Source organism: Trueperaceae bacterium (assembly GCA_023954415.1).
In the GTDB taxonomy this organism is placed as follows: domain Bacteria; phylum Deinococcota; class Deinococci; order Deinococcales; family Trueperaceae; genus JAAYYF01.
This window is the reverse complement of sequence record JAMLIB010000006.1, coordinates 99,166-117,078: the sequence shown is the minus strand read 5'-3', so window position 1 is coordinate 117,078 and position 17,913 is coordinate 99,166. Positions and strand designations below refer to the sequence as shown.

Sequence of the window (17,913 nt, the reverse complement as noted above, 5' to 3'; positions counted from 1 at the left end):
ACGCATGACGATAAGGACCGCCGTCAAGGCCCTGGCGCCGTACCGCTTCACCCCGCGGCCCGAGCCCATCAAGCTCGACCAGAACGAGAGCCCGGACGACGTACCCGAGGTCGTCAAGGAGCGGGTCGCGCGCGCGCTCGCGAACGTGGCATGGAACCGCTACCCCGACCTGGGGCCGCGGACGCTCGAGGCCCGCTTGGCGGACCGCCACGGCTTGCCCGCCGAGGCGGTGGTGGTCGCCAACGGCTCGAACACGCTCATCCAGGCCATCACCATCGTCTCGGGGATAGGGCGCAGCGTGATAACGGTCGCGCCGACGTTCGCCGTGTACTCCGCGCAGGCGCGCCTGTTGGGGACCGAGCTCGTGGAGGTCCCCCTCCTGCCGGGCTTCGCCCTGCCCGAGCACGACCTGGCGTCTGCAGTCGCGGGTCGCGCGGGCGTGCTCTTCCTCGCCAACCCGGCAGCCCCGACGGGCAACCTCTTCGAGGAGAGCGCGATCGAGCGCCTGGTCGAGGCGGCCGGTCCCGAGCTCCTCGTCGTGGTGGACGAGGCCTACGCCGAGTTCGCCGGCAAGAACCTCGAGGGCTTGGCGGCGCGTCACGAGAACGTCGTCATCCTGCGCACGTTCAGCAAGGCGCTCGGGCTCGCCGGCGCGCGCGTCGGCTACGCGCTGGCGCACCCGGACGTCGCGGAGGAAGTGCGCAAGGCGCTCCTGCCGTTCAGCATCGGCGCCTGGCAGACGACCGTTGCCACGGCTTTGCTGGACGAGCAGGGCCTCGTGGCCGAGCGGGTGCGTCATGTGCTGGCCGAACGCCGCCGCCTCAGTGCCGCCCTCGCGGCGCTCCCGGGCGTGGAGCCGTTCCCGTCCGAGGCGAACTTCATCCTCTTCCGGGTCGCGGACCCGGAGGCCTGGTACCGCCGCCTGCTCGAGGCCGGGGTAGTGATCAGGCGCCAGGACCACCTGCCCGGCGCCGAGGGCTGCCTCAGGGTCTCCGTCGGCACTAGTTCCGAGAACGACGCGTTCTTGGCCGCTTGCGAGGCGGCCGCCGCGACCGCCGTGCCCTTGGAGGGACGAGATGGACCTGACACGCAGCGCTGAGGTCGTTCGCGAGACGCGCGAGACGCGCATCCGCGTGACCGTCGACCTGGACGCATCGCCGACGGACGCCTCGGCGTCGGGAGCCGGCAGCGTCACGACGGGGCACGGTTTCCTCGATCACCTCCTCGAGCAGCTCGTGCGCCACGGGCGCCTCGCGCTCTCGCTCGCCGGCAGCGGCGACCTGCACGTCGACGTACACCACCTGGCCGAGGACTGCGGCATCGTCATCGGCCAGGCGTTCTCGGAGGCGCTCGGGAGCCGTCAAGGCATCGAGCGTTACGGGAGCGCGTTCGTTCCGATGGACGAGACCCTGGCTCACGCCGTCGTCGACCTGTCGGGGCGCCCGCACATCACTTTCGACCCGGGCACGCTGCATGGCGACTCGGGGGGCTTCACGGCGTACCACCTCCGCGAACTCCTGAGGGGCTTCGCCAACCACGCCGGCGCGACGTTGCACGTCCGTCTCATCAGCGCCGACGACACTCACCATGCGTGCGAGGCGGTGATGAAGGCCTTCGCCAGGGCGTTGCGCGACGCCGTGAAGGTCACCCATGCCGACCTGCCCTCGACCAAGGGCGTGCTGTGAGCTTCACCAGCGTCGTCATCGACTACGGCGCGGGCAACTTAAGGAGCATCGAGCGCGCCTTGGCGGTCGCCGGGCTCGCGCCCAGGGTCGTGTCGGAACCCGCTGCCGTCGGCGAGCCGGACCTGCTCGTCCTCCCCGGCCAGGGGCACTTCGGGCAGGTGGCTCGCGCTTTCAGGGCCTCCGGCTTCGAGGCGGCGGTGCGGGAGCACGTGGCGAGCGGCCGGCGGTTCCTCGGCATCTGTGTGGGCCTCCAGCTCCTGCTCGAGGGGTCTGACGAGGCGCCCGGGGAGCCCGGGCTCGGCCTCCTGCCCGGCTGGGTCAGGCGCTTCCCGCAGGGCGTCGCGCCGGTGCCCCAGATGGGTTGGAACCGGCTGACGAAAGGCTCCGACTTCCCGCTCCTGGCCGGGGTCGACACGGGGGCGTACGTGTACTTCGCGAACTCCTACTACGCCGACGTCGGGCTCGAGGACCGCCCCGCGGCCAGCGCCACCACCGAGTACGCCGGCGTGAGCTTCCTCTCCGCCTTCTCCCTAGCCAACGTCCACGCCACGCAGTTCCACCCCGAGAAGAGCCAGGCCGTCGGGCTGCGGGTGCTCTCCAACCTCGCCTCCGGCACGCCCGGAGCCGCCGCGTGAGCGCACGAGCGGCGGCGTGGCTGCTGCTCGTGGCGCTGCTCGGCGGGTGGGCGGCGGCGCAGGAGGGCGGCCCCCGTGCCTGGGCCGTGCAGACCGTCGCGCTGCGCGACTACCGCGAGGCCCAGGCGGCTGCGGCGGAGCTGCGCCTCAGGGACTTCGACGCGTACACGGAGTTCGCCATGCAAGACGGCATGCAGTTCGTGCGGGTGCGCGTCGGCTGCTTCACGAGCCGCGAGGCCGCGGAGGCCATGGCCGACGCGTTACGGGGTCGCATCACGCGGGAAGCCGCCGTGGTCGAGTACACGGACGGCGGCCCGGCGCGCTCATGCGCGACGAGCACGGTCGGCTTCGTCAAGCCGTCGGAATGGGAGCCCGTGCGCGAGCCGGGCGCGGTCCCGGCCTTCAACGTCAAGGTGAGCGGCCTGGGCGCGCGCGTGATGCACGACGGCAGTCGTTGGCGCCTGGAGCAGGGCTACGGCCCCATCCCCCCGGTCGGCGAGCTGCCGAGCGCCGAGTTCACCGAGGCCGTGCGGGGCGGGGTCCGCTTCGTGGCGGAGGTCGTCGACGGCCACACCCATATCGTCTGCCCTGGCCGCCTGCTTGCGCAGATCGGTGAGGTCGCGATCGTCGAGCAGGGCGACCTGCTCGTGGCGTGCGACCTCAAGAGCGAGGCGCCATGAGCCGCGGCGAGCAGGTGACCGAGAGCGGAGCGGAGCAGGAAGTGGCGGCCCGTCCCCTAGTCGTCCTCACGGGCCTGAGCGGCGCTGGCAAGACCTCGGCACTCCATGCCCTCGAGGACCTCGGCTTCTACACGGTCGACAGCCTGCCTCCCAAGCTGTGGGCGACGTTCGTCGGCACGCTCGGGGGCGACTGGAAGGGCATCTGCATCAGCATCGACATCCGCGTGCGCGAGCTGCTCGCGGACGTCCCTGACGCCGTGGCCGAGCTCAAGGAGCGCGGCCTCACGCCGCGCCTCATCTTCCTGGACGCTTCTGACGAGGTGCTCGTGAAGCGCTACAACTTCACGCGCCGCGCGCACCCCATGGCGGCCGGCACGCTCACGGCCGACCTCGCGGCCGAACGCGTCGCACTGCAGCCCCTGCGGGCCCTGGCCGACGACGTCATAGACACCTCGAACACGGACGTCCGGACGCTCACGCAGCTCCTGTGGGACCGCTTCTCGGGCGGGGTCGGCACGCTGCTGCGGCTCGTGTCCTTCGGCTTCAAGCGCGGCATACCCACGGATGTCGACGTCGTACTGGACGTGCGCGGCATGCCGAACCCCTACTACGCCGAGAGGCTGCGGCGCCTGCCAGGCACGAACGCCGACGTGCAGGAGTACGTGTTCACGCCGGAAGCGTTGGAGCTCTACCACCAGATCCGCATGCTCGTGCGCTCGCTCGCGCACTTGGCGGAGAGCTCCGGCCGCAACACGTACACCGTGGCCGTTGGCTGTACGGGCGGTCAGCACCGCTCGGTCGCGGTGGTGGAGCGGTTGAGCCAGGACCTGGCCGGCGCGTACCGCAGCAAGCCGCAACACCGCGACCTCGCCGCCGCGCTCGAGGAACACGGACCCGGCAACGGGGGGGCTCCTTGAGGCGTCCGGCCGCCCTGGGCAGGTTCCTCCTGTGGCTGGCGCCCGGCATGGGCGTCAAGCGCCACCTCGCGGTCGCCATGGCCGGCGGCATGCTCGCGCTCCTCGGCGTGGTCGCGTGGAGCCTGTGGGCCTTCGACGAGGAGCGCAGGCAAGTGGCGGAGCCTCTCGAGCGGGCGCTCGGGTCCGGCGCCTGGGACGCCTTCGGTGGTTGGATCGCGGCCGGCACGGCGCTCGCCGGCATCGTGATCGTGGTGATGGCGGTCGGCCGCCTCAACCGGTCGCTACTCTCCAACTGGCTCCCCCACCCGGACGACGTGGCGCTGCTCCTCAACCGCAAGGTGGTGCTCGCCAAGGGGCCGCGGATCGTCGCGCTCGGCGGCGGCACGGGCCTTTCCAACCTCCTGAGGGGTCTGCGCAAGCACACGACCAACCTGACCGCCGTCGTGGCCGTGAGCGACGACGGCGGCAGCTCCGGGCGCCTGCGGGTCGCGTTCGACATGCCGGCGCCGGGCGACCTCACCGACTGCATGGCCGCGCTCTCCGATAACGAGTCGGAGCTCGCCCGCCTCCTGCAGTACCGGTTCACGAGGGGGGAGGAGCTGCGCGGGCATACCTTCGGCAACCTCCTCATCACGTCCGTCACGGAGGTGGAGGGCGACTTCGGGAACGCGCTGCGGTCCATCAACCGCCTGCTCGACCTCTCGGGCAGGGTGTACCCTGCGACTGCACAGCCCGTGACCCTGGTGGTCGAGAAGGAGGGCGGCGAGACGGTGAGGGGGGAAGTCAACTTGCGTTCGGTGAAGGGCGCCGTGGTGCGCATGCGAACGGAACCTGATCAGCCGGAGGGTTTGCCCGAGGTGGAGCGTGCGATCCGCGCAGCCGACCTCATCGTCCTCGGACCGGGAAGCCTCTTCTCCAGCACCATCCCCCCGCTGCTCGTGCCGTCGGTGCGCGAGGCCATCAACAAGAGCCGCGCCACGCTCGCCTACGTGTGCAACATCATGACCGAGGCGGGCGAGACGGACGGCTTCGATGCCTTCGATCACGTCGTCGCCATCGAGAAGCATGGGGTGAGGGCGCCTGACGTGGTCCTCTGGAACTCCTCGCCCGTCGACCAGGCGCGCCTGGCCAAGTACTCGGAGGAGGGTGCCGAGCTCGTTGGCCGCGCGCGTTCCAGCCTGGACCTGGCCGGCGTCTTCGTTCTCGAGCTGCCGCTACTCGGCAGTGGCGCCTACGCGCAGCACGACAGCGACAGGTTGGCGACGGTCCTCGCCGATCTGGCCACGAGGGGCGACAGGTCGCTCAAGGTAGGTAAGACTGTGCGGGTGACCGGAGTGACCCCGTGATCCTCCCCGCCATCCTTGCCCTGGTAGCCCTCAGCGTCGCCGACCCGAGCGGCGACGCGTTCGGCGACGGCACCCTGACGCCCCCCACCGCGCCCGTCTACGCCGATACGGCCGTCTTCGACATCCGGGCCGTCGACCTCACCGCCGTCTCCGGCGGCACGCGCTTGAGCGTCGCCCTCGGCTCGCTCGGTTCGGCGGGCGGCGGCGCCGGCGCAGGCGCCGCGCGTAGCGAGGATGCGCCTGCGCCGGTAGACGAGGAAGGCGATCCCGCGCCGCCGGACGGCGGCCAGCAGGACGAGCTGGTGGCGGAGGTGCCACTGACCGGGTTCTTGCCCGCGGTCGTCGATGTCTACCTGGTAGGCGCCGGCCCGGGTTTCACCGCGACGCTCCCGGGACCGGACCTGGACTTCCCGACCGGCACGGCGTGGCAGTACGCCGTGCGGATCAGCAGCGACGGCGCCTACCTGGTCGCCTATCCCGGCACGCCCGTGGCGCCGGAGGCCAGCGGGGGCACAGCGCCGGGTGACGACCCCACGGCGGTGGACACGGGTGAGGACGCGGCGACCGGTGGAGGCGATGAGACGGGCCAGGGGGTCGCCGAGCCCGGGCCCGGCGACATGCCGAGGCTCGCGCTGGCGGTCAACCGGCGTGGGCGCGACCTGGTCGTCTACCTCCCCGTCACGGTGGCCGATGACACGCGCGTCCAGGCCATGTCCGGCGTGTACGACCCGTTCTCCTCGACGGGCTGGCGCGGTCTCAGCCCCACGCCGTCCCCCTGGGCTTTCTCCGGCGCCAACGCGCAAGTCAGCCCCGTCATAGACCTGCTGTCCGCCGACCCCGAGGCCCAAGCGTCCGCCATCGCCACGGGCGTGCTGCCACGGCAGTCCGAGGCCAGGGCGATCAAGTTCACGCCGTGGCCGTACGTGATGGTGATCGGCCTGCTCCTCGCCCTGGGCGGCCTCGTCTCGCGTAGCCGCGTCAAGGTCGGCGAGAAGGACGCCGTCGGCGCTGCGGCCGTGACCGCCGATGCCGCGACGGCGGCCGGTGTGGCGACGGCCGGAGCGGCGACGGACGCCGGTGCGCTGACGGACGCTGATGCGCTGGTGGACGCCGATGCGCTGACGGACGCTGATGCGGCTATGCCCGCTGCAGCGGCGACCGCTGTTGTAATGTACCCGGCTGTCACGGACCCGACCGTCACGGACGAGGGTGCCGCGGCACCCACCGCCTCGGAGGCCGGCGGCACGGACGCTTCGGTGCCCGTGGAGGCCGCTCCGGCGGACGTGATGGCCTCGGACGCGGCGGAGAGCGGTTCGCCGGAAGGCGAGCCGGACCCAGCGTTCGGCGGCGAGTGGGAAGATCCCTCGGACGTCGACCCCCTCGCCGGGTTCGCGGCGGCGCCACGGGCCGCCGCGGGTGAGGATGGCGCCCCCGATCACGGCCTCGATGATCCCCGCGACGGCGATGACGACGATGACGACGACCTCTACGACCCGGTGGCCACGGCGGCCGACGTCCTGGCCGCGGAGGTCGCAGCGGCCGACGAGGCCGGCGCCGCCGACCAGGAGCTACTGGTCGACGACACCGACGAGCTCGTGCTCGACACGGGCGAGCGCGAAGCCGCCTTCATCGGGCTGTTCGGGCAAGAGGGCGACCCGGCAACAGCGCCGGCCGCCGAGCCTGGCGAACAGCTTCCCGGCCCGGCGCCGGAGCATCATGCGACGGGGCCCGAGCCGGAGCCCGAGCCTACGGAGGCGCAGGCGGCGGAGAGCGCCAAGGACCCGTTCGGCACCGAGGCAGGCAACACGTTCTTGCTGCCCATCGACGACCCGAGCGCCGTCGAGGACTTCATCGACGAGCTGGGCGGCGAGGAGAGCTTCTGGCACCCGAGCACACGCTCCGCCTATCGGCCCCCGACCCTCGAGACCGCTCCTGAGCTCGCTGAGGTCGCCGAGGGTGCCGAGGACGCCGAGGCGACTAGGGCCGCCGCGGCGTCGCCCGGCGACGCACCGGCGCCCGGGCCCGGCACCGGCGGCAGCGAGCCGGACGAGGACGCCGACCCGGCCTAGGAGCGCGCTCCGGGGGCGCCTCGTTACTTACCTGTCGTCACTCACTCGTCGCTCAGTTGCCGTACGTCCCGGTAGCGGTCGACGCCTGCTTGGCCACGGCGAGTTCCACCCGCGCGCCGAGCGAGCGCAGGCGCTCGGCGACGCGCTCGTAACCGCGGTCGACGTAACGCATGCCGCTGACCTCGCTCAACCCTTCCGCGGCCAGTGCGGCCACGATCAGGGCTCCGCCGGCGCGGATGTCGGCGGCGTGCATGGCCGTGCCTTTGAGGGGCCCGCCGCGGATCTCCAGGCACTGGTCCTCCAGGACGAGCCTGGCACCCGCGCGCACGAGCTCGTCGACGTGCGTGAAGCGGTCGGGGTACACGTGGTCGCGGACGTGGCTCAGGCCCGGCAGCGTGGCGAGGTAGGCGGAGAACGGGGCCTGCAGGTCCGTCGGGATGCCGGGGTATTCCCGCGCCTCCACGTCGATCGGGCGCAGGGGTCCGGTGGCGTCGATGCTCACGCTATCCTGGCCGCGCGTGACGACGACCCCAGTGCGCTCGAGGGCGTCGAGGACGGCGCTCATGTGCTCGGGCGCCGCGTCCGTCACGGTGATCCGTCCGCGCGTCGCGGCCGCGGCGAGGAGGTAGGTCCCCGCCTCGATGCGATCGCCGATGGGCCGGTAGTCGACGCCTCGGAGCCGCTCGACGCCCCGGATACGGACGGTGCTCGTGCCGGCACCCTCGATGTCGGCGCCCATGGCGCGCAGCATGTTGGCGAGGTCCGGGACCTCGGGTTCGCGGGCGGCGTTCTCGATGACGACCTCGCCGGCGGAGAGCGCCGCGGCTAGGATGACGTTCTGCGTGCCGCCGACGGTCGGGGACTCGAACGCGACCGTGCCGGACAGCTTGCCGTGCCGGAACGCGTAGAAGTCGCCGTCCTCCTCCTGGATGCTCGCGCCGATGGCCTCGAAGGCCGTGATGTGGCGATCGACGGGGCGGGGGCCGAAGGCGCAGCCGCCGGGCATGCTCACCCGGGCTTCGCCCGTGCGGCCGAGGAGGGCGCCCATGATCACGAACGAGGCGCGCATCTTGCTGACGAGCGAGTACGGCGCGTGGTGCGAGACGAGGTTAGCGGCGTGGAGGTGGAGGTCGTGCCCCTCCCAGCGCGTGGCCACGCCTACGTGGCGCAGGATCTCCTCGCTCACGAGCACGTCGGAGAGCTGCGGGACGTCCCGCAGCACCACCTGCTCGTCGGTCAGGAGGGCGGCCAGCATGAGGTAGAGAGCCGAGTTCTTGGCTCGGTAGGCCGCTATCTCCCCTATGAGGGGCGTTCCTCCTCGCACCAGTAGGATGTCGTCTTGCGGCATCTCGTTCTCCAAGGGGCGCGCTTCTGGCGCGCTCGCCGACTAGTCGAACGCCGGTCGCGCCGGCGAGGGGGCGTTGGCAGGTAGAGTCATCTCAGCACGATGTGCAAGTTACACACGACCCTCAGGGGCAGTGTATGCTGCTAGGTACGTCGCGTCAAGGACATGCTCATGTTGCTGTAGACTTAGGAGCGGTCCACGCTACGCCGCATGGGGAACCATGCGTGGCGGACGCTGTTCGTGGTCCGCAACCGCACGCGCTCCGGTCAGTTCACGCCCGGGCGCGGCGGCCCTTCGGAGGGAAGGCCTTGGCCAAGCGCGAGAAGAGCAAGCGGCTCCAGGTAGTCATAACCGAAGAGCAGGACTCGCTCCTCACCAAGACGGCGTACCAACTCTCCAACCCGGAACGGTTGGTCTCGAAGTCCGAGGTCGTGCGCCTGGGCATCGAGATGCTCAACCGGGCCGTGGAGCAGGGCGAGCTCGACCCAGAGATCCTGAGAGCCCTCGACGAGGCCTAGACCGGTCCTGGCGTAGGCATGTTCGAGCCTGGAGAGAGAGTCGACGACCGTTACGAGGTCCTCGGTCCCCTAGGGGTCGGGGGCATGGCGCACGTGTTCCGCGCGCGCGACACCCACCTCGAGCGCACCGTCGCGCTCAAGGTCCTCCGCCCGCACCTGACGGAGGCTGACAGCGAGAGGTTCAGGCGCGAGATCCGCGCGCTGGCACGGCTCAATCACCCCGGCATCGTGGCCATCTACGACCTCGGCCTCGGGAAGCACGTCTACTTCGCCATGGAGCTCATCGAGGGCGGCCCCATGACCGACCTGGGTCCGTACGAGGGCGATCCCGAGAGCGTCGACCGGCTCCTCGGCGCCGCGATCACGGTGGCCGAGGCCCTCGGCTACGTGCACCGCCTCGGCATGGTCCACCGCGACCTCACCCCCCGCAACATCCTCGTGACGGCGCACGGGACCCCCAAGGTCATGGACTTCGGCCTCGTGCAGCTCACCGAGACGTCTAGGGCGCTCACCCGCACGGGCTTCACCCTCGGCACGCCGCAGTACATGGCCCCGGAGCAGGCCACGGGCGAGCCCACCGGCGCCGCGACCGACCTCTACGCGTTCGGGGCCGTGCTGTACCGTGCCGTGACGGGCAAGGCGGCGTTCGACGCCGACAACGACCAGGCCGTCCTCTACCAGCACGTTTACGGCACCCCGACCCACCCGCAGGAGCTCAACCCTCAGGTGCCCGACTCCCTGGCGCGCCTCATACTGGCGCTGCTGGAGAAGGACCCCAACAAGCGCCCGACCTCGGGTTGGGCGGTGGCGGACACGCTGCGCGCCGTCCGGGCCGCGGAGCTGCAGCGCGCCCCCCAACGCGCCCAGGCCGGCCCTGGGCGCACGGGGGCGTACCCGACCGGCCCGGCGAACGCCGCCGCGCTCCAGCGCCTCTGGACGGTAGCGCTCGACGAGGGGCCGCAGTTCCCGTCCGGCCTCTCCTCCTCCGCCGGCTTCCTCCTCGTGGGGCAGCGCTCGGACTCGCTGGCCGTAGTGCGCCCGGCGGACGGTGGGCTCCAGACCTCCTTCGCGTTGCACGACGAGGCGAGCCAGCCGCCGCTGGTCATAGGCGACACGCTGTACGTCGTCAGCCGCGACGGGGCCATCAGGGCCGTCGCCTGGCCCCGCGGGGAGGTGGCGTGGCAACGCCTCGACGACGAGGTCGTCGGCGCGGCGCCGTACGGCGGCGACCTCCTCCTGGCGGTGGCGGACGGGGTCGCAAGGTGGACGCCTGCGGGCGACGAGCGCTGGCGCGCCGCGCTCGGCGCCCCCCCGGCGGCCGCGCCCACCCTGCATGCCGGCCTGACCCTCGTCCCGACGCGCGACGGCTGGCTCCACGCCGTTCGCACGGAGGCGGGCGCCCCCGCCTACAAGGTCGAGGTGGGCGCTATCACGGCGCCGCCCTCCGCGGCGGGCGGCCTCCTGTTCATCCCGGTGAGGCAGGGCGAGGTCCACGCGTTCGACCTGGCCAAGCGCGAGGTCGTCTGGAGCTACGACCTGGAGGGCGAGCAGTGGAGCACGCCCGTCGCTTGGCAGCAGTACGTGTACGTGGTGTCGTGGGGGCAACGCCTGCACTGCCTGGCGGCGCGCAGCGGCGACGACGTCTGGACCCGCCCGCTGCCCGCCCCCGTCACGGCCCCGCCCGTGGTGGCGGCCGGCAACCTCTACGTGGTCACGGAAGGGGGCGACCTGATCGTGCTCGACGCCCGCAGCGGCCGCGTGCTGCTGCTCGACCGGGTAGCCAACGCGGCCATCCAGGCGCCGCCGTTGCCGCTCGGCGAACGCCTCTTCGTGGCGGCGCTCGACGGGACCCTGGCCGCGTACGGCTAGCCGCGGCTGGTAGCCGGACCCTAAGCGCCGTAGCGGCCGGCCCGGAACTTCGGGCCGGCCGACTCGTCACTGCTGGTGGAGAGGTCTTGGGAGCGGCGGGCGGCCCTTCGCAGCCCTACCGCCTCGTCACCGCGAGCGAGAGGCTCAGGCGCTGGCGGCCAGCCCGTGATCGCGGTCGGTCAACACGGGCGCCACGCCGTCCGTCACGAGCTTGTACTCGTAGGCGTCGAGCAGCGCCTCGTACGAGGCCTCGATGATGTTCGTGCTCGCGCCGACGGTGCTCCAGGTCGTGGTGCCGTCGCCCATCTCCACCTGCACGCGCACGACGCTCGCCGTGCCCGTCTCGGGGCCGGAGAGCACGCGCACCTTGTAGTCGCGGAGCGTGAGGCCGCGCAGGGCCGGATAGAAGGAGCCGAGCGCCTTGAGGAGGCCGCGGTCGAGGGCGTTCACGGGCCCGTCGCCGGAGGCTGCGCTATGCTCCTCATGGTCGCCGACGCGTAGCCGAACGGTGGCCTCGCAGCGTGGGGCTCCGACCGTCTTGTCGATCATCACGGTGAAACCGTCGATGTGGAAGTAGGGCTCGAAGCCGCCCTGGAGCTTGCGCGTGAGGAGCTGGAAGCTCGCCTCGGCCCCCTCGAAGGCGTAGCCCCGCGCCTCCAACTCCTTGATGTGGGCGACCACGGCGCGCGTGTCCGTGCTGCCGGACGTGAAGGCGCCCCCCTCCCTCCCCTCGCCGGCCGCCTCGCCCCACTCCGCGAGCTTGGCGACCACGTTGGCGCGACCCGACAGGTCGGAGACGAGGACCCTGCGCCGGTTACCGACGCTCTCCGGCTCCACGTGCTCGTACGTCTGCGGGTGCTTGTTGACGGCCGAGACGTGGATGCCGCCCTTGTGGGCGAAGGCGCCGTCGCCGACGTAGGCGGCGCGTACGTTTGGCGCCAGGTTGGCGCGCTCGTCGACGTAGCGCGACAAGCCCTTGAGCTCCTCGAGCCGCTGCGGTTGGGGCCTGCCGAGCTTGAGGGCCAGGTTGGCGATGATGCTGACGAGGTTGGCGTTGCCGCAGCGCTCGCCATAACCGTTGATCGTGCCCTGGACGTGCGTGGCGCCTGCCTGCACGGCCGCGAGCGAGTTGGCGACGGCCAGCTCGCCGTCGTTGTGGGCGTGGATGCCGACCGGCACGGGGCTGAAGCCCACCACGGCCCGCGTGGCCGCGTGGACGCGCTCGGGCAGCGAGCCGCCGTTCGTGTCGCAGAGCACGACCCGCTCCGCCCCGCCGGCTAGTGCGGCCCGCAGCGTGGCGACGGCGTAGTCCGGGTCGGCGGCGTGACCGTCGAAGAAGTGCTCGGCCAGGTAGAGCACCCTTCGCCCCTGCGCGCGCAGGTACGCGACGGACGACTCGATCATCGCGAGGTTCTGCTCCAGGGTCGCTCCGAGCGCGTGCTCGACGTGGTACGTCCACGACTTGCCGAAGATGGCCAGCACCTCGGTCCCTGCGTCGAGCAGGGCCCGTAGGTTGCCGTCATCCTCGGGAGCGGCGTCCTTGTGCCGCGTGCTGCCGAAGGCGGTCAGCTTCGCGTGCTCCAGCCGCACGCCCTTCATCTCGTCGAAGAAGCGCGCGTCCTTGGGGTTGGAGCCGGGCCAGCCGCCCTCGATGAAGTCGACGCGGAACGCGTCGAGACGCTTCGCTATCGCCACCTTGTCGTGCTCCGTGAAGTGCACGTCCTGACCCTGCGTGCCGTCACGCAAGGTCGTGTCGTAGATCTCGACCCTGGCGGCCGTCGGATCGGCGCTCATGTGCTCACCTCAGGGTAGGGCCATGGTGACGGCTTTCGCCTCCACCTTGGCGCGGCCGACGCCGGCCGCCAGCTTGTTGATGACGTCGACGTAGGCGAGCACCGAGGAGTGGACGACGTCCGTCGAGATGGCGCGGCCGTATAGCGTCCGCCCGTCCGCCGTGGCCCGGATGGTGACCTCGCCGAGGGCGTCGGTGCCGCTGCCGATGGCCTTCAGGTCGTAGCTCTCGAGCTCGAACGGGATGGGGGCGAGCGTCGCGAGCGCCTTGTAGGCGGCGTCGACCGGCCCGGAGCCGGTGGCGGTCGCCTCGAGGAGCTCGGCGGGCGTGCGCAGCCGCACGAGCGCCTGCGGCGTCATGCCGCCCATGCCCGACTGGAACTGGAGGTGGTCGAGCTTGTACGTCTCGGCGACCTTGACGATCTCGTTCTCGACGAGCGCGCGCAGGTCGTCGGTGGTGACGCTCTGCTTGAGGTCCGCGAGCTCCTTGAACTGCTTGAACAGCTCGTTGAGCTGCTCCGCGGAGAGGTCGACGTAGCCGAGCTCACCGAGGCGCTGCCTGAAGGCGTTGCGCCCCGAGTGCTTGCCCATCACGAGGACGCCGGCCTCACGCCCGACGAGCTCGGCGTTCATGATCTCGTAGGTGCTCTTGTTCTTGATGACGCCGTCCTGGTGGATGCCGGCCTCGTGGGCGAACGCGTTCTCCCCGACGATGGCCTTGTTCGGCTGCACGAGCATCCCCGTGTAGCGCGACACGAGGCGGGATACCCGGTAGAGCTCGCGGGTGTTGATGCCGATGTCGTGCCCGAAGTGGTCGCGGCGCGTGTAGAGGGCCATGGCGACCTCCTCGAGCGACGTGTTCCCCGCCCGCTCGCCGATGCCGTTGACGGCCACCTCGACCTGCGTCGCGCCGTTCTCGACGGCCGCCAGCGTGTTCGCCGTGGCGAGCCCGAGGTCGTCATGGCAGTGGGTCGAGATGCTGACGCCGCGCGCCTCGGGCACGTTCGCGAAGATCGACCGGATGAGCGCACCGTAGTCCTGCGGCGTGCCGTAGCCCGTCGTGTCGGGGATGTTCACGGTCGTGGCGCCCGCCGCGATGGCCGTGCGCACGAGCTGGTACACGAACTCCGGGTCGGCGCGCATGCAGTCCTGGGCGGAGAACTCGACGTCGTCCGTGAACGTCTTGGCGTACTCGACCATCTCCTGGGAGAGCGCGAGGACCTCCGCGCGCGTCTTGCGCAGCATGTACTCGAGGTGCACGTCGCTCGCGCTGGTGAAGATGTGGATGCGCCCGCGGTCCGCGGGCTCGATGGCCTTCGCGGCGCGCTCGATGTCGAGCTTGTGCGTCCTGGCCAGCGCCGCGATGACGGGACCCCGGACCTCGCGGGCGATCTTGTCGACGCACTCGAAGTCGCCCTCCGACGTGATGGGGAAGCCGGCCTCGATGATGTCGACGCCCAGCTTCGCCAGCGCGAACGCGATCTCGAGCTTCTGCTGCGTGTTGAGCGCGACGCCAGGGCTCTGCTCCCCGTCGCGCAACGTCGTATCGAAGAACTTGATGTACGACATGCCCTCTACCTCTTCCCTGCTCGTTCGCCGCGGCCGGACGCCGGCGCGCGGGCCGTCGAGCGGTGTACTCACCTACGCACGCCCAAAGCGGGCGTGCCCCTCGTCAACGCTTGCCTCCTATGAACGGCATCATCTTCCGTAGTCGGGCGCCGGTCCGAGCGAGGAGGTGCGCTTCCGTCGCCTTGCGGCCGGCCTTGAGCCGCGCTTGGCCGGTGACGTTCTCCATGAGGAAGTCGCTCGCGAAGGCGCCGCCCCGGATGTCGGCCAGCACGCGCTTCATCTCCGCCTTGGTCTGGTCCGTGACGATGCGCGGGCCCGTGCGGTAGTCGCCGAACTCCGCCGTGTTGCTCACCGAGTAGCGCATGCGCTCCATGCCGCCCTCGTAGATGAGGTCGACGATCAGCTTCATCTCGTGGACGCACTCGAAGTAGGCGATCTCAGGGTCGTAGCCGGCCTCGACGAGGGTCTCGAAGCCCGCCTGCATGAGGTGGGTGACGCCGCCGCAGAGCACGGCCTGCTCGCCGAAGAGGTCCGTCTCCGTCTCCTCGCGGAAGCTCGTCTCGAGCACGCCGGCGCGTGTGCCGCCGATGGCCTTGGCGTACGCCAGACCCAGGTTCTTGGCGTTGCCGCTGGCGTCGACGTGGATGGCGAGCAGGCACGGCACCCCGCCCCCCTCGGTGTAGACGCGCCGCACGAGGTGCCCCGGGCCCTTCGGGGCGACCATGAAGACGTCGACGCCCTCCGGAGCCGTGATCTGGCCGAAGTGGACGTTGAAGCCGTGCGCGAACAGGAGCGCGTTACCCGGCCGCAGGTGCGGCTTGATCTGGGCCTCGTACACGGCCTTCTGCACCTCGTCGGGCAGCAGGACCATGATCAGGTCGCCGGCCGCGGCGGCGTCCGGCACCTCCATGACCTTCAGGCCCGCCGCCTCTGCCTCGGCCCAGGACGCCGAGCCGCGCCGCAGGCCGACGACGACGTCCGCGCCGGACTCCTTGGCGTTGAGGGCGTGGGCGTGCCCCTGGGAGCCGTAGCCGAGCACGGCTATCGTCTTGCCGGAGAGGTGCTGGAGGTTGGCGTCAGAGTCGTAGTAGATGTTTGCCATGTGTCTTAAGTTCTCCTCGTGCCGCTGGCGGCGGCGTGGTGACGTGGGGTCCTAGGGTCTTGGGGCGATAGCCGAGCAGGTCGGTCAGCCGGCCGCCGTGCGTTCCAGGGCGATCCTGCCGGTGCGGATGAGCTCGACGATCCCGAACGGGCGCATCTGCTCTATGAAGGCGTCCATCTTGTGCTCGTCGCCCGTCACCTCGAAGACGAGGGCGGTCCGGGCGACGTCGAGGATGCGGGCCCTGAAGTCCTGGGCGATCTGGCGGATCTCGACGCGCTCGTCGGGGTTCTTCACGGCGACCTTGAGGAGCATCAACTCGCGGTCGACGGACCGGCCGGTCGTGTGGTTCACGACGGTGAGCACGTCGATGAGCTTCTGGAGCTGCTTCTCGACCTGCTCGATGGTGTCGTCGGGGCCGCTCACCACGAACGTCGTCCTGCTGACGCCCGGGCGCTCCGACTGCGCGACGGAGAGCGACTCGATGTTGAAGCCGCGGCGCGCGAAGAGCCCGGCGATGCGCACGAGTACGCCGGGCTTGTCCCTTACGGCCACGCTGAGCACGTGGCGCTTGCTGCGCGACCCGTTGGCGGAGCCGCTCACCGAGCCACCGGTTCCGGCTCACGGACCTCATGGGCGTCGGGCTCCTGGTCGCCGAGGATCATCTCGTCGACGCCCGCGCCCGCAGGCACCATCGGGAAGACCTTCTCCGCCTCGTAGACGAAGAAGTTGAGGAGCACGGGCTTCTTGGCCGCGACGGCCGCTCGGATGGCGCTCTTCGCCGTGTCGCGGTCGTGGATGTTGTGGCCCTCGATGCCGTACGCCTCGGCGAGCTTGGCGAAGTCCGGGTTGGAGTCGGCGAGGTAGATCTCGCTGTAACGCTGGGCGTGGAAGAGCTCCTGCCACTGGCGGACCATCCCGAGGACGCCGTTGTTGAGGATGGCGATGACGACGGGGAGGTTCTCCTTGTACAGGGTGGCCAGCTCCTGGATGTTCATCTGGAGGCTGCCGTCGCCCGCGACCAGGACCACCGTCTCGCCCTTGCGCGCGATGGCGGCGCCGATGGCGGCGGGGAGGCCGAAGCCCATGGTGCCGAGGCCGCCCGACGTGATGAACGAGCGCGCCTTGGTGGTCGGGAGCATGCGCGCGGCGAACATCTGGTGTTGCCCGACCTCCGTAGCCACCACGCACTCCCCAGCGGTCGCCTCGCGCAGCATCGCGAGGACCTCCTGCGACACGAGCGGCTTGTCGAGCGTGTACTTCTCGGGGTACGTGGCCTTCCAACCGGCGAGCGTCTCGCGCCACTCGCCGATGTCGAGCGGCCCGAGCTCCTGCGTGAGGCGCGGCAGCACGTCGCGCAGGTCGCCGACCACCGGCACGTGTGCCTTGACGAGCTTGCTGATCTCGGCCGGGTCGATGTCGATGTGCACGACGGTGGCGTTGGGAGCGAACCGGCTGATCTTGCCCGTCACCCGGTCGTCGAAGCGCAGGCCCGCCCCGAGGATGAGGTCGCAGTGGCTGATCGCCTTGTTCGCGGACACGGTGCCGTGCATGCCGGGCATGCCGAGGGACTCGTCCGCGGCCGGCGGGTAGGCGCCGATGCCCATCAGCGTCGTGATGACGGGGATGCCGGTGCGCTCCACCAGCTCGGCCACCTCGCGCGGCGCGACCTGGCCGCCGCCGCCGACGATCATCACGGGGCGCTTGGCGGCCCGGATGGCCTCGGCCGCTCTGCGGATCTGGCCGGCGTGCCCGACGATCGTCGGCTTGTAGCCGGGCAGGTCGATCTCGGCGTCGAGGGAGCCGTCGTACTTGGCCAGCTGCACGTCCTTGGGAACGTCGACGAGCACCGGGCCGGGCCTGCCGGTGGAGGCGATATGGAACGCCTCGGCGAGCACCTGGGGGAGCTCCTCGACGCGCTTGACGAGGTAGTTGTGCTTGGTGACGGGGCCCGTGATGCCGTAGACGTCGGCCTCCTGGAACGCGTCGGTGCCGATGAGGCCGCTGGCGACGTTGCCGGTGATCGCCACCACGGCCGAGGAGTCCATCATGGCCGTCGCGAGGCCGGTCACCAGGTTGGTCGCCCCCGGGCCGGACGTGGCGAAGCAGACGCCGACCTTGCCGCTCGCACGGTAGTAGGCGTCGGCCATGTGCGCGCCGCCCTGCTCGTGCCTGACGAGGACGTGCTTGATCGGCGAATCGTAGAGCGCGTCGTAGATGGGCATGATGGCGCCGCCTGGATGACCGAATATCACCCCCACGCCATGCCTCTCGAGGAGCTTCATCACGACTTCCGAACCTGTCATCCTCTTACCTCCGAGGGCAGCTGCCGTCGTTGCCTCTATAGCGAGACGTCCGAAACGAAAAACCCCGCCGTGCTCGAATCCGGC

Annotated in this window: 15 protein-coding genes; 9 read left to right on the top strand and 6 right to left on the bottom strand. The window is 70.9% G+C overall.

The features are described 5' to 3' along the window. The first annotated feature begins 4 nt into the window (after window positions 1-4). Genes hisC through M9914_09155 form a run of 7 tightly spaced genes read left to right on the top strand, consistent with a single transcriptional unit; the run spans window position 5 to window position 7,332 of the window. Entirely contained in the window at window positions 5-1,099 is a 1,095-nt protein-coding gene (gene hisC / locus M9914_09185; GenBank protein MCO5174351.1) for a histidinol-phosphate transaminase, read from the top strand. Continuing rightward, the gene (gene hisB, locus M9914_09180) at window positions 1,077-1,685 is read left to right on the top strand and encodes an imidazoleglycerol-phosphate dehydratase HisB (protein ID MCO5174350.1); all 609 of its coding nucleotides are present in this window, start codon (window positions 1,077-1,079) and stop codon (window positions 1,683-1,685) included. The genes hisC and hisB overlap by 23 nt, the downstream gene beginning before the upstream one ends. After that, complete coding sequence (gene hisH / locus M9914_09175) at window positions 1,682-2,320, top strand: imidazole glycerol phosphate synthase subunit HisH (GenBank protein MCO5174349.1); 639 nt, start codon at window positions 1,682-1,684, stop codon at window positions 2,318-2,320. Before hisB ends, hisH begins: the two co-directional genes overlap by 4 nt. Beyond that, on the top strand, window positions 2,317-3,000 hold the full coding sequence (locus tag M9914_09170) for an SPOR domain-containing protein (GenBank protein MCO5174348.1): 684 nt from the start codon (window positions 2,317-2,319) through the stop codon (window positions 2,998-3,000). The genes hisH and M9914_09170 overlap by 4 nt, the downstream gene beginning before the upstream one ends. After that, a complete protein-coding gene (gene rapZ, locus M9914_09165) occupies window positions 2,997-3,917 on the top strand; it encodes an RNase adapter RapZ (protein ID MCO5174347.1) in 921 nt (306 codons plus the stop codon). The genes M9914_09170 and rapZ overlap by 4 nt, the downstream gene beginning before the upstream one ends. Next, on the top strand, window positions 3,914-5,263 hold the full coding sequence (gene yvcK / locus M9914_09160; protein ID MCO5174346.1) for a uridine diphosphate-N-acetylglucosamine-binding protein YvcK: 1,350 nt from the start codon (window positions 3,914-3,916) through the stop codon (window positions 5,261-5,263). The genes rapZ and yvcK overlap by 4 nt, the downstream gene beginning before the upstream one ends. Further along, complete coding sequence (locus tag M9914_09155; GenBank protein ID MCO5174345.1) at window positions 5,260-7,332, top strand: hypothetical protein; 2,073 nt, start codon at window positions 5,260-5,262, stop codon at window positions 7,330-7,332. Before yvcK ends, M9914_09155 begins: the two co-directional genes overlap by 4 nt. A gap of 52 nt (window positions 7,333-7,384) precedes the next feature. Here the strand turns inward: M9914_09155 and murA are convergent, their stop codons facing one another. Continuing rightward, the gene (gene murA / locus M9914_09150; protein MCO5174344.1) at window positions 7,385-8,680 is read right to left on the bottom strand and encodes a UDP-N-acetylglucosamine 1-carboxyvinyltransferase; all 1,296 of its coding nucleotides are present in this window, start codon (window positions 8,678-8,680) and stop codon (window positions 7,385-7,387) included. 305 nt (window positions 8,681-8,985) lie between these two features. Here murA and M9914_09145 point away from each other — a divergent pair, with 305 nt between their 5' ends. After that, window positions 8,986-9,195, top strand: coding sequence for a transcriptional regulator (locus M9914_09145; GenBank protein ID MCO5174343.1), 210 nt, complete (start codon window positions 8,986-8,988; stop codon window positions 9,193-9,195). An 18-nt stretch (window positions 9,196-9,213) separates the two neighbouring features. Next, window positions 9,214-11,064: a PQQ-binding-like beta-propeller repeat protein gene (locus tag M9914_09140; GenBank protein ID MCO5174342.1), complete on the top strand. Its 1,851-nt coding sequence runs from the start codon at window positions 9,214-9,216 to the stop codon at window positions 11,062-11,064. A 144-nt stretch (window positions 11,065-11,208) separates the two neighbouring features. On the opposite strand, the gene cimA is transcribed toward M9914_09140, so the two are convergent. The 5 genes from cimA to ilvB all read right to left on the bottom strand — a co-directional run bounded on the left by cimA (window position 11,209) and on the right by ilvB (window position 17,829). After that, window positions 11,209-12,858, bottom strand: a complete 1,650-nt coding sequence (gene cimA / locus M9914_09135) for a citramalate synthase (GenBank protein ID MCO5174341.1) — start codon at window positions 12,856-12,858, stop codon at window positions 11,209-11,211. Window positions 12,859-12,867: 9 nt separating this feature from the next. Then, window positions 12,868-14,424 (bottom strand): 2-isopropylmalate synthase, encoded by a 1,557-nt coding sequence (locus M9914_09130; GenBank protein MCO5174340.1) that lies wholly within the window; start codon window positions 14,422-14,424, stop codon window positions 12,868-12,870. Between the two features lie 103 nt (window positions 14,425-14,527). After that, on the bottom strand, window positions 14,528-15,526 hold the full coding sequence (gene ilvC / locus M9914_09125; GenBank protein ID MCO5174339.1) for a ketol-acid reductoisomerase: 999 nt from the start codon (window positions 15,524-15,526) through the stop codon (window positions 14,528-14,530). Between the two features lie 84 nt (window positions 15,527-15,610). Further along, window positions 15,611-16,126 carry an acetolactate synthase small subunit gene (gene ilvN / locus M9914_09120; protein MCO5174338.1) on the bottom strand — a complete coding sequence of 172 codons (516 nt, stop codon included), beginning with the start codon at window positions 16,124-16,126 and terminating at the stop codon, window positions 15,611-15,613. Next, window positions 16,123-17,829 (bottom strand): biosynthetic-type acetolactate synthase large subunit, encoded by a 1,707-nt coding sequence (gene ilvB / locus M9914_09115; GenBank protein MCO5174337.1) that lies wholly within the window; start codon window positions 17,827-17,829, stop codon window positions 16,123-16,125. Before ilvB ends, ilvN begins: the two co-directional genes overlap by 4 nt. Between the last annotated feature and the right edge of the window lie 84 nt (window positions 17,830-17,913).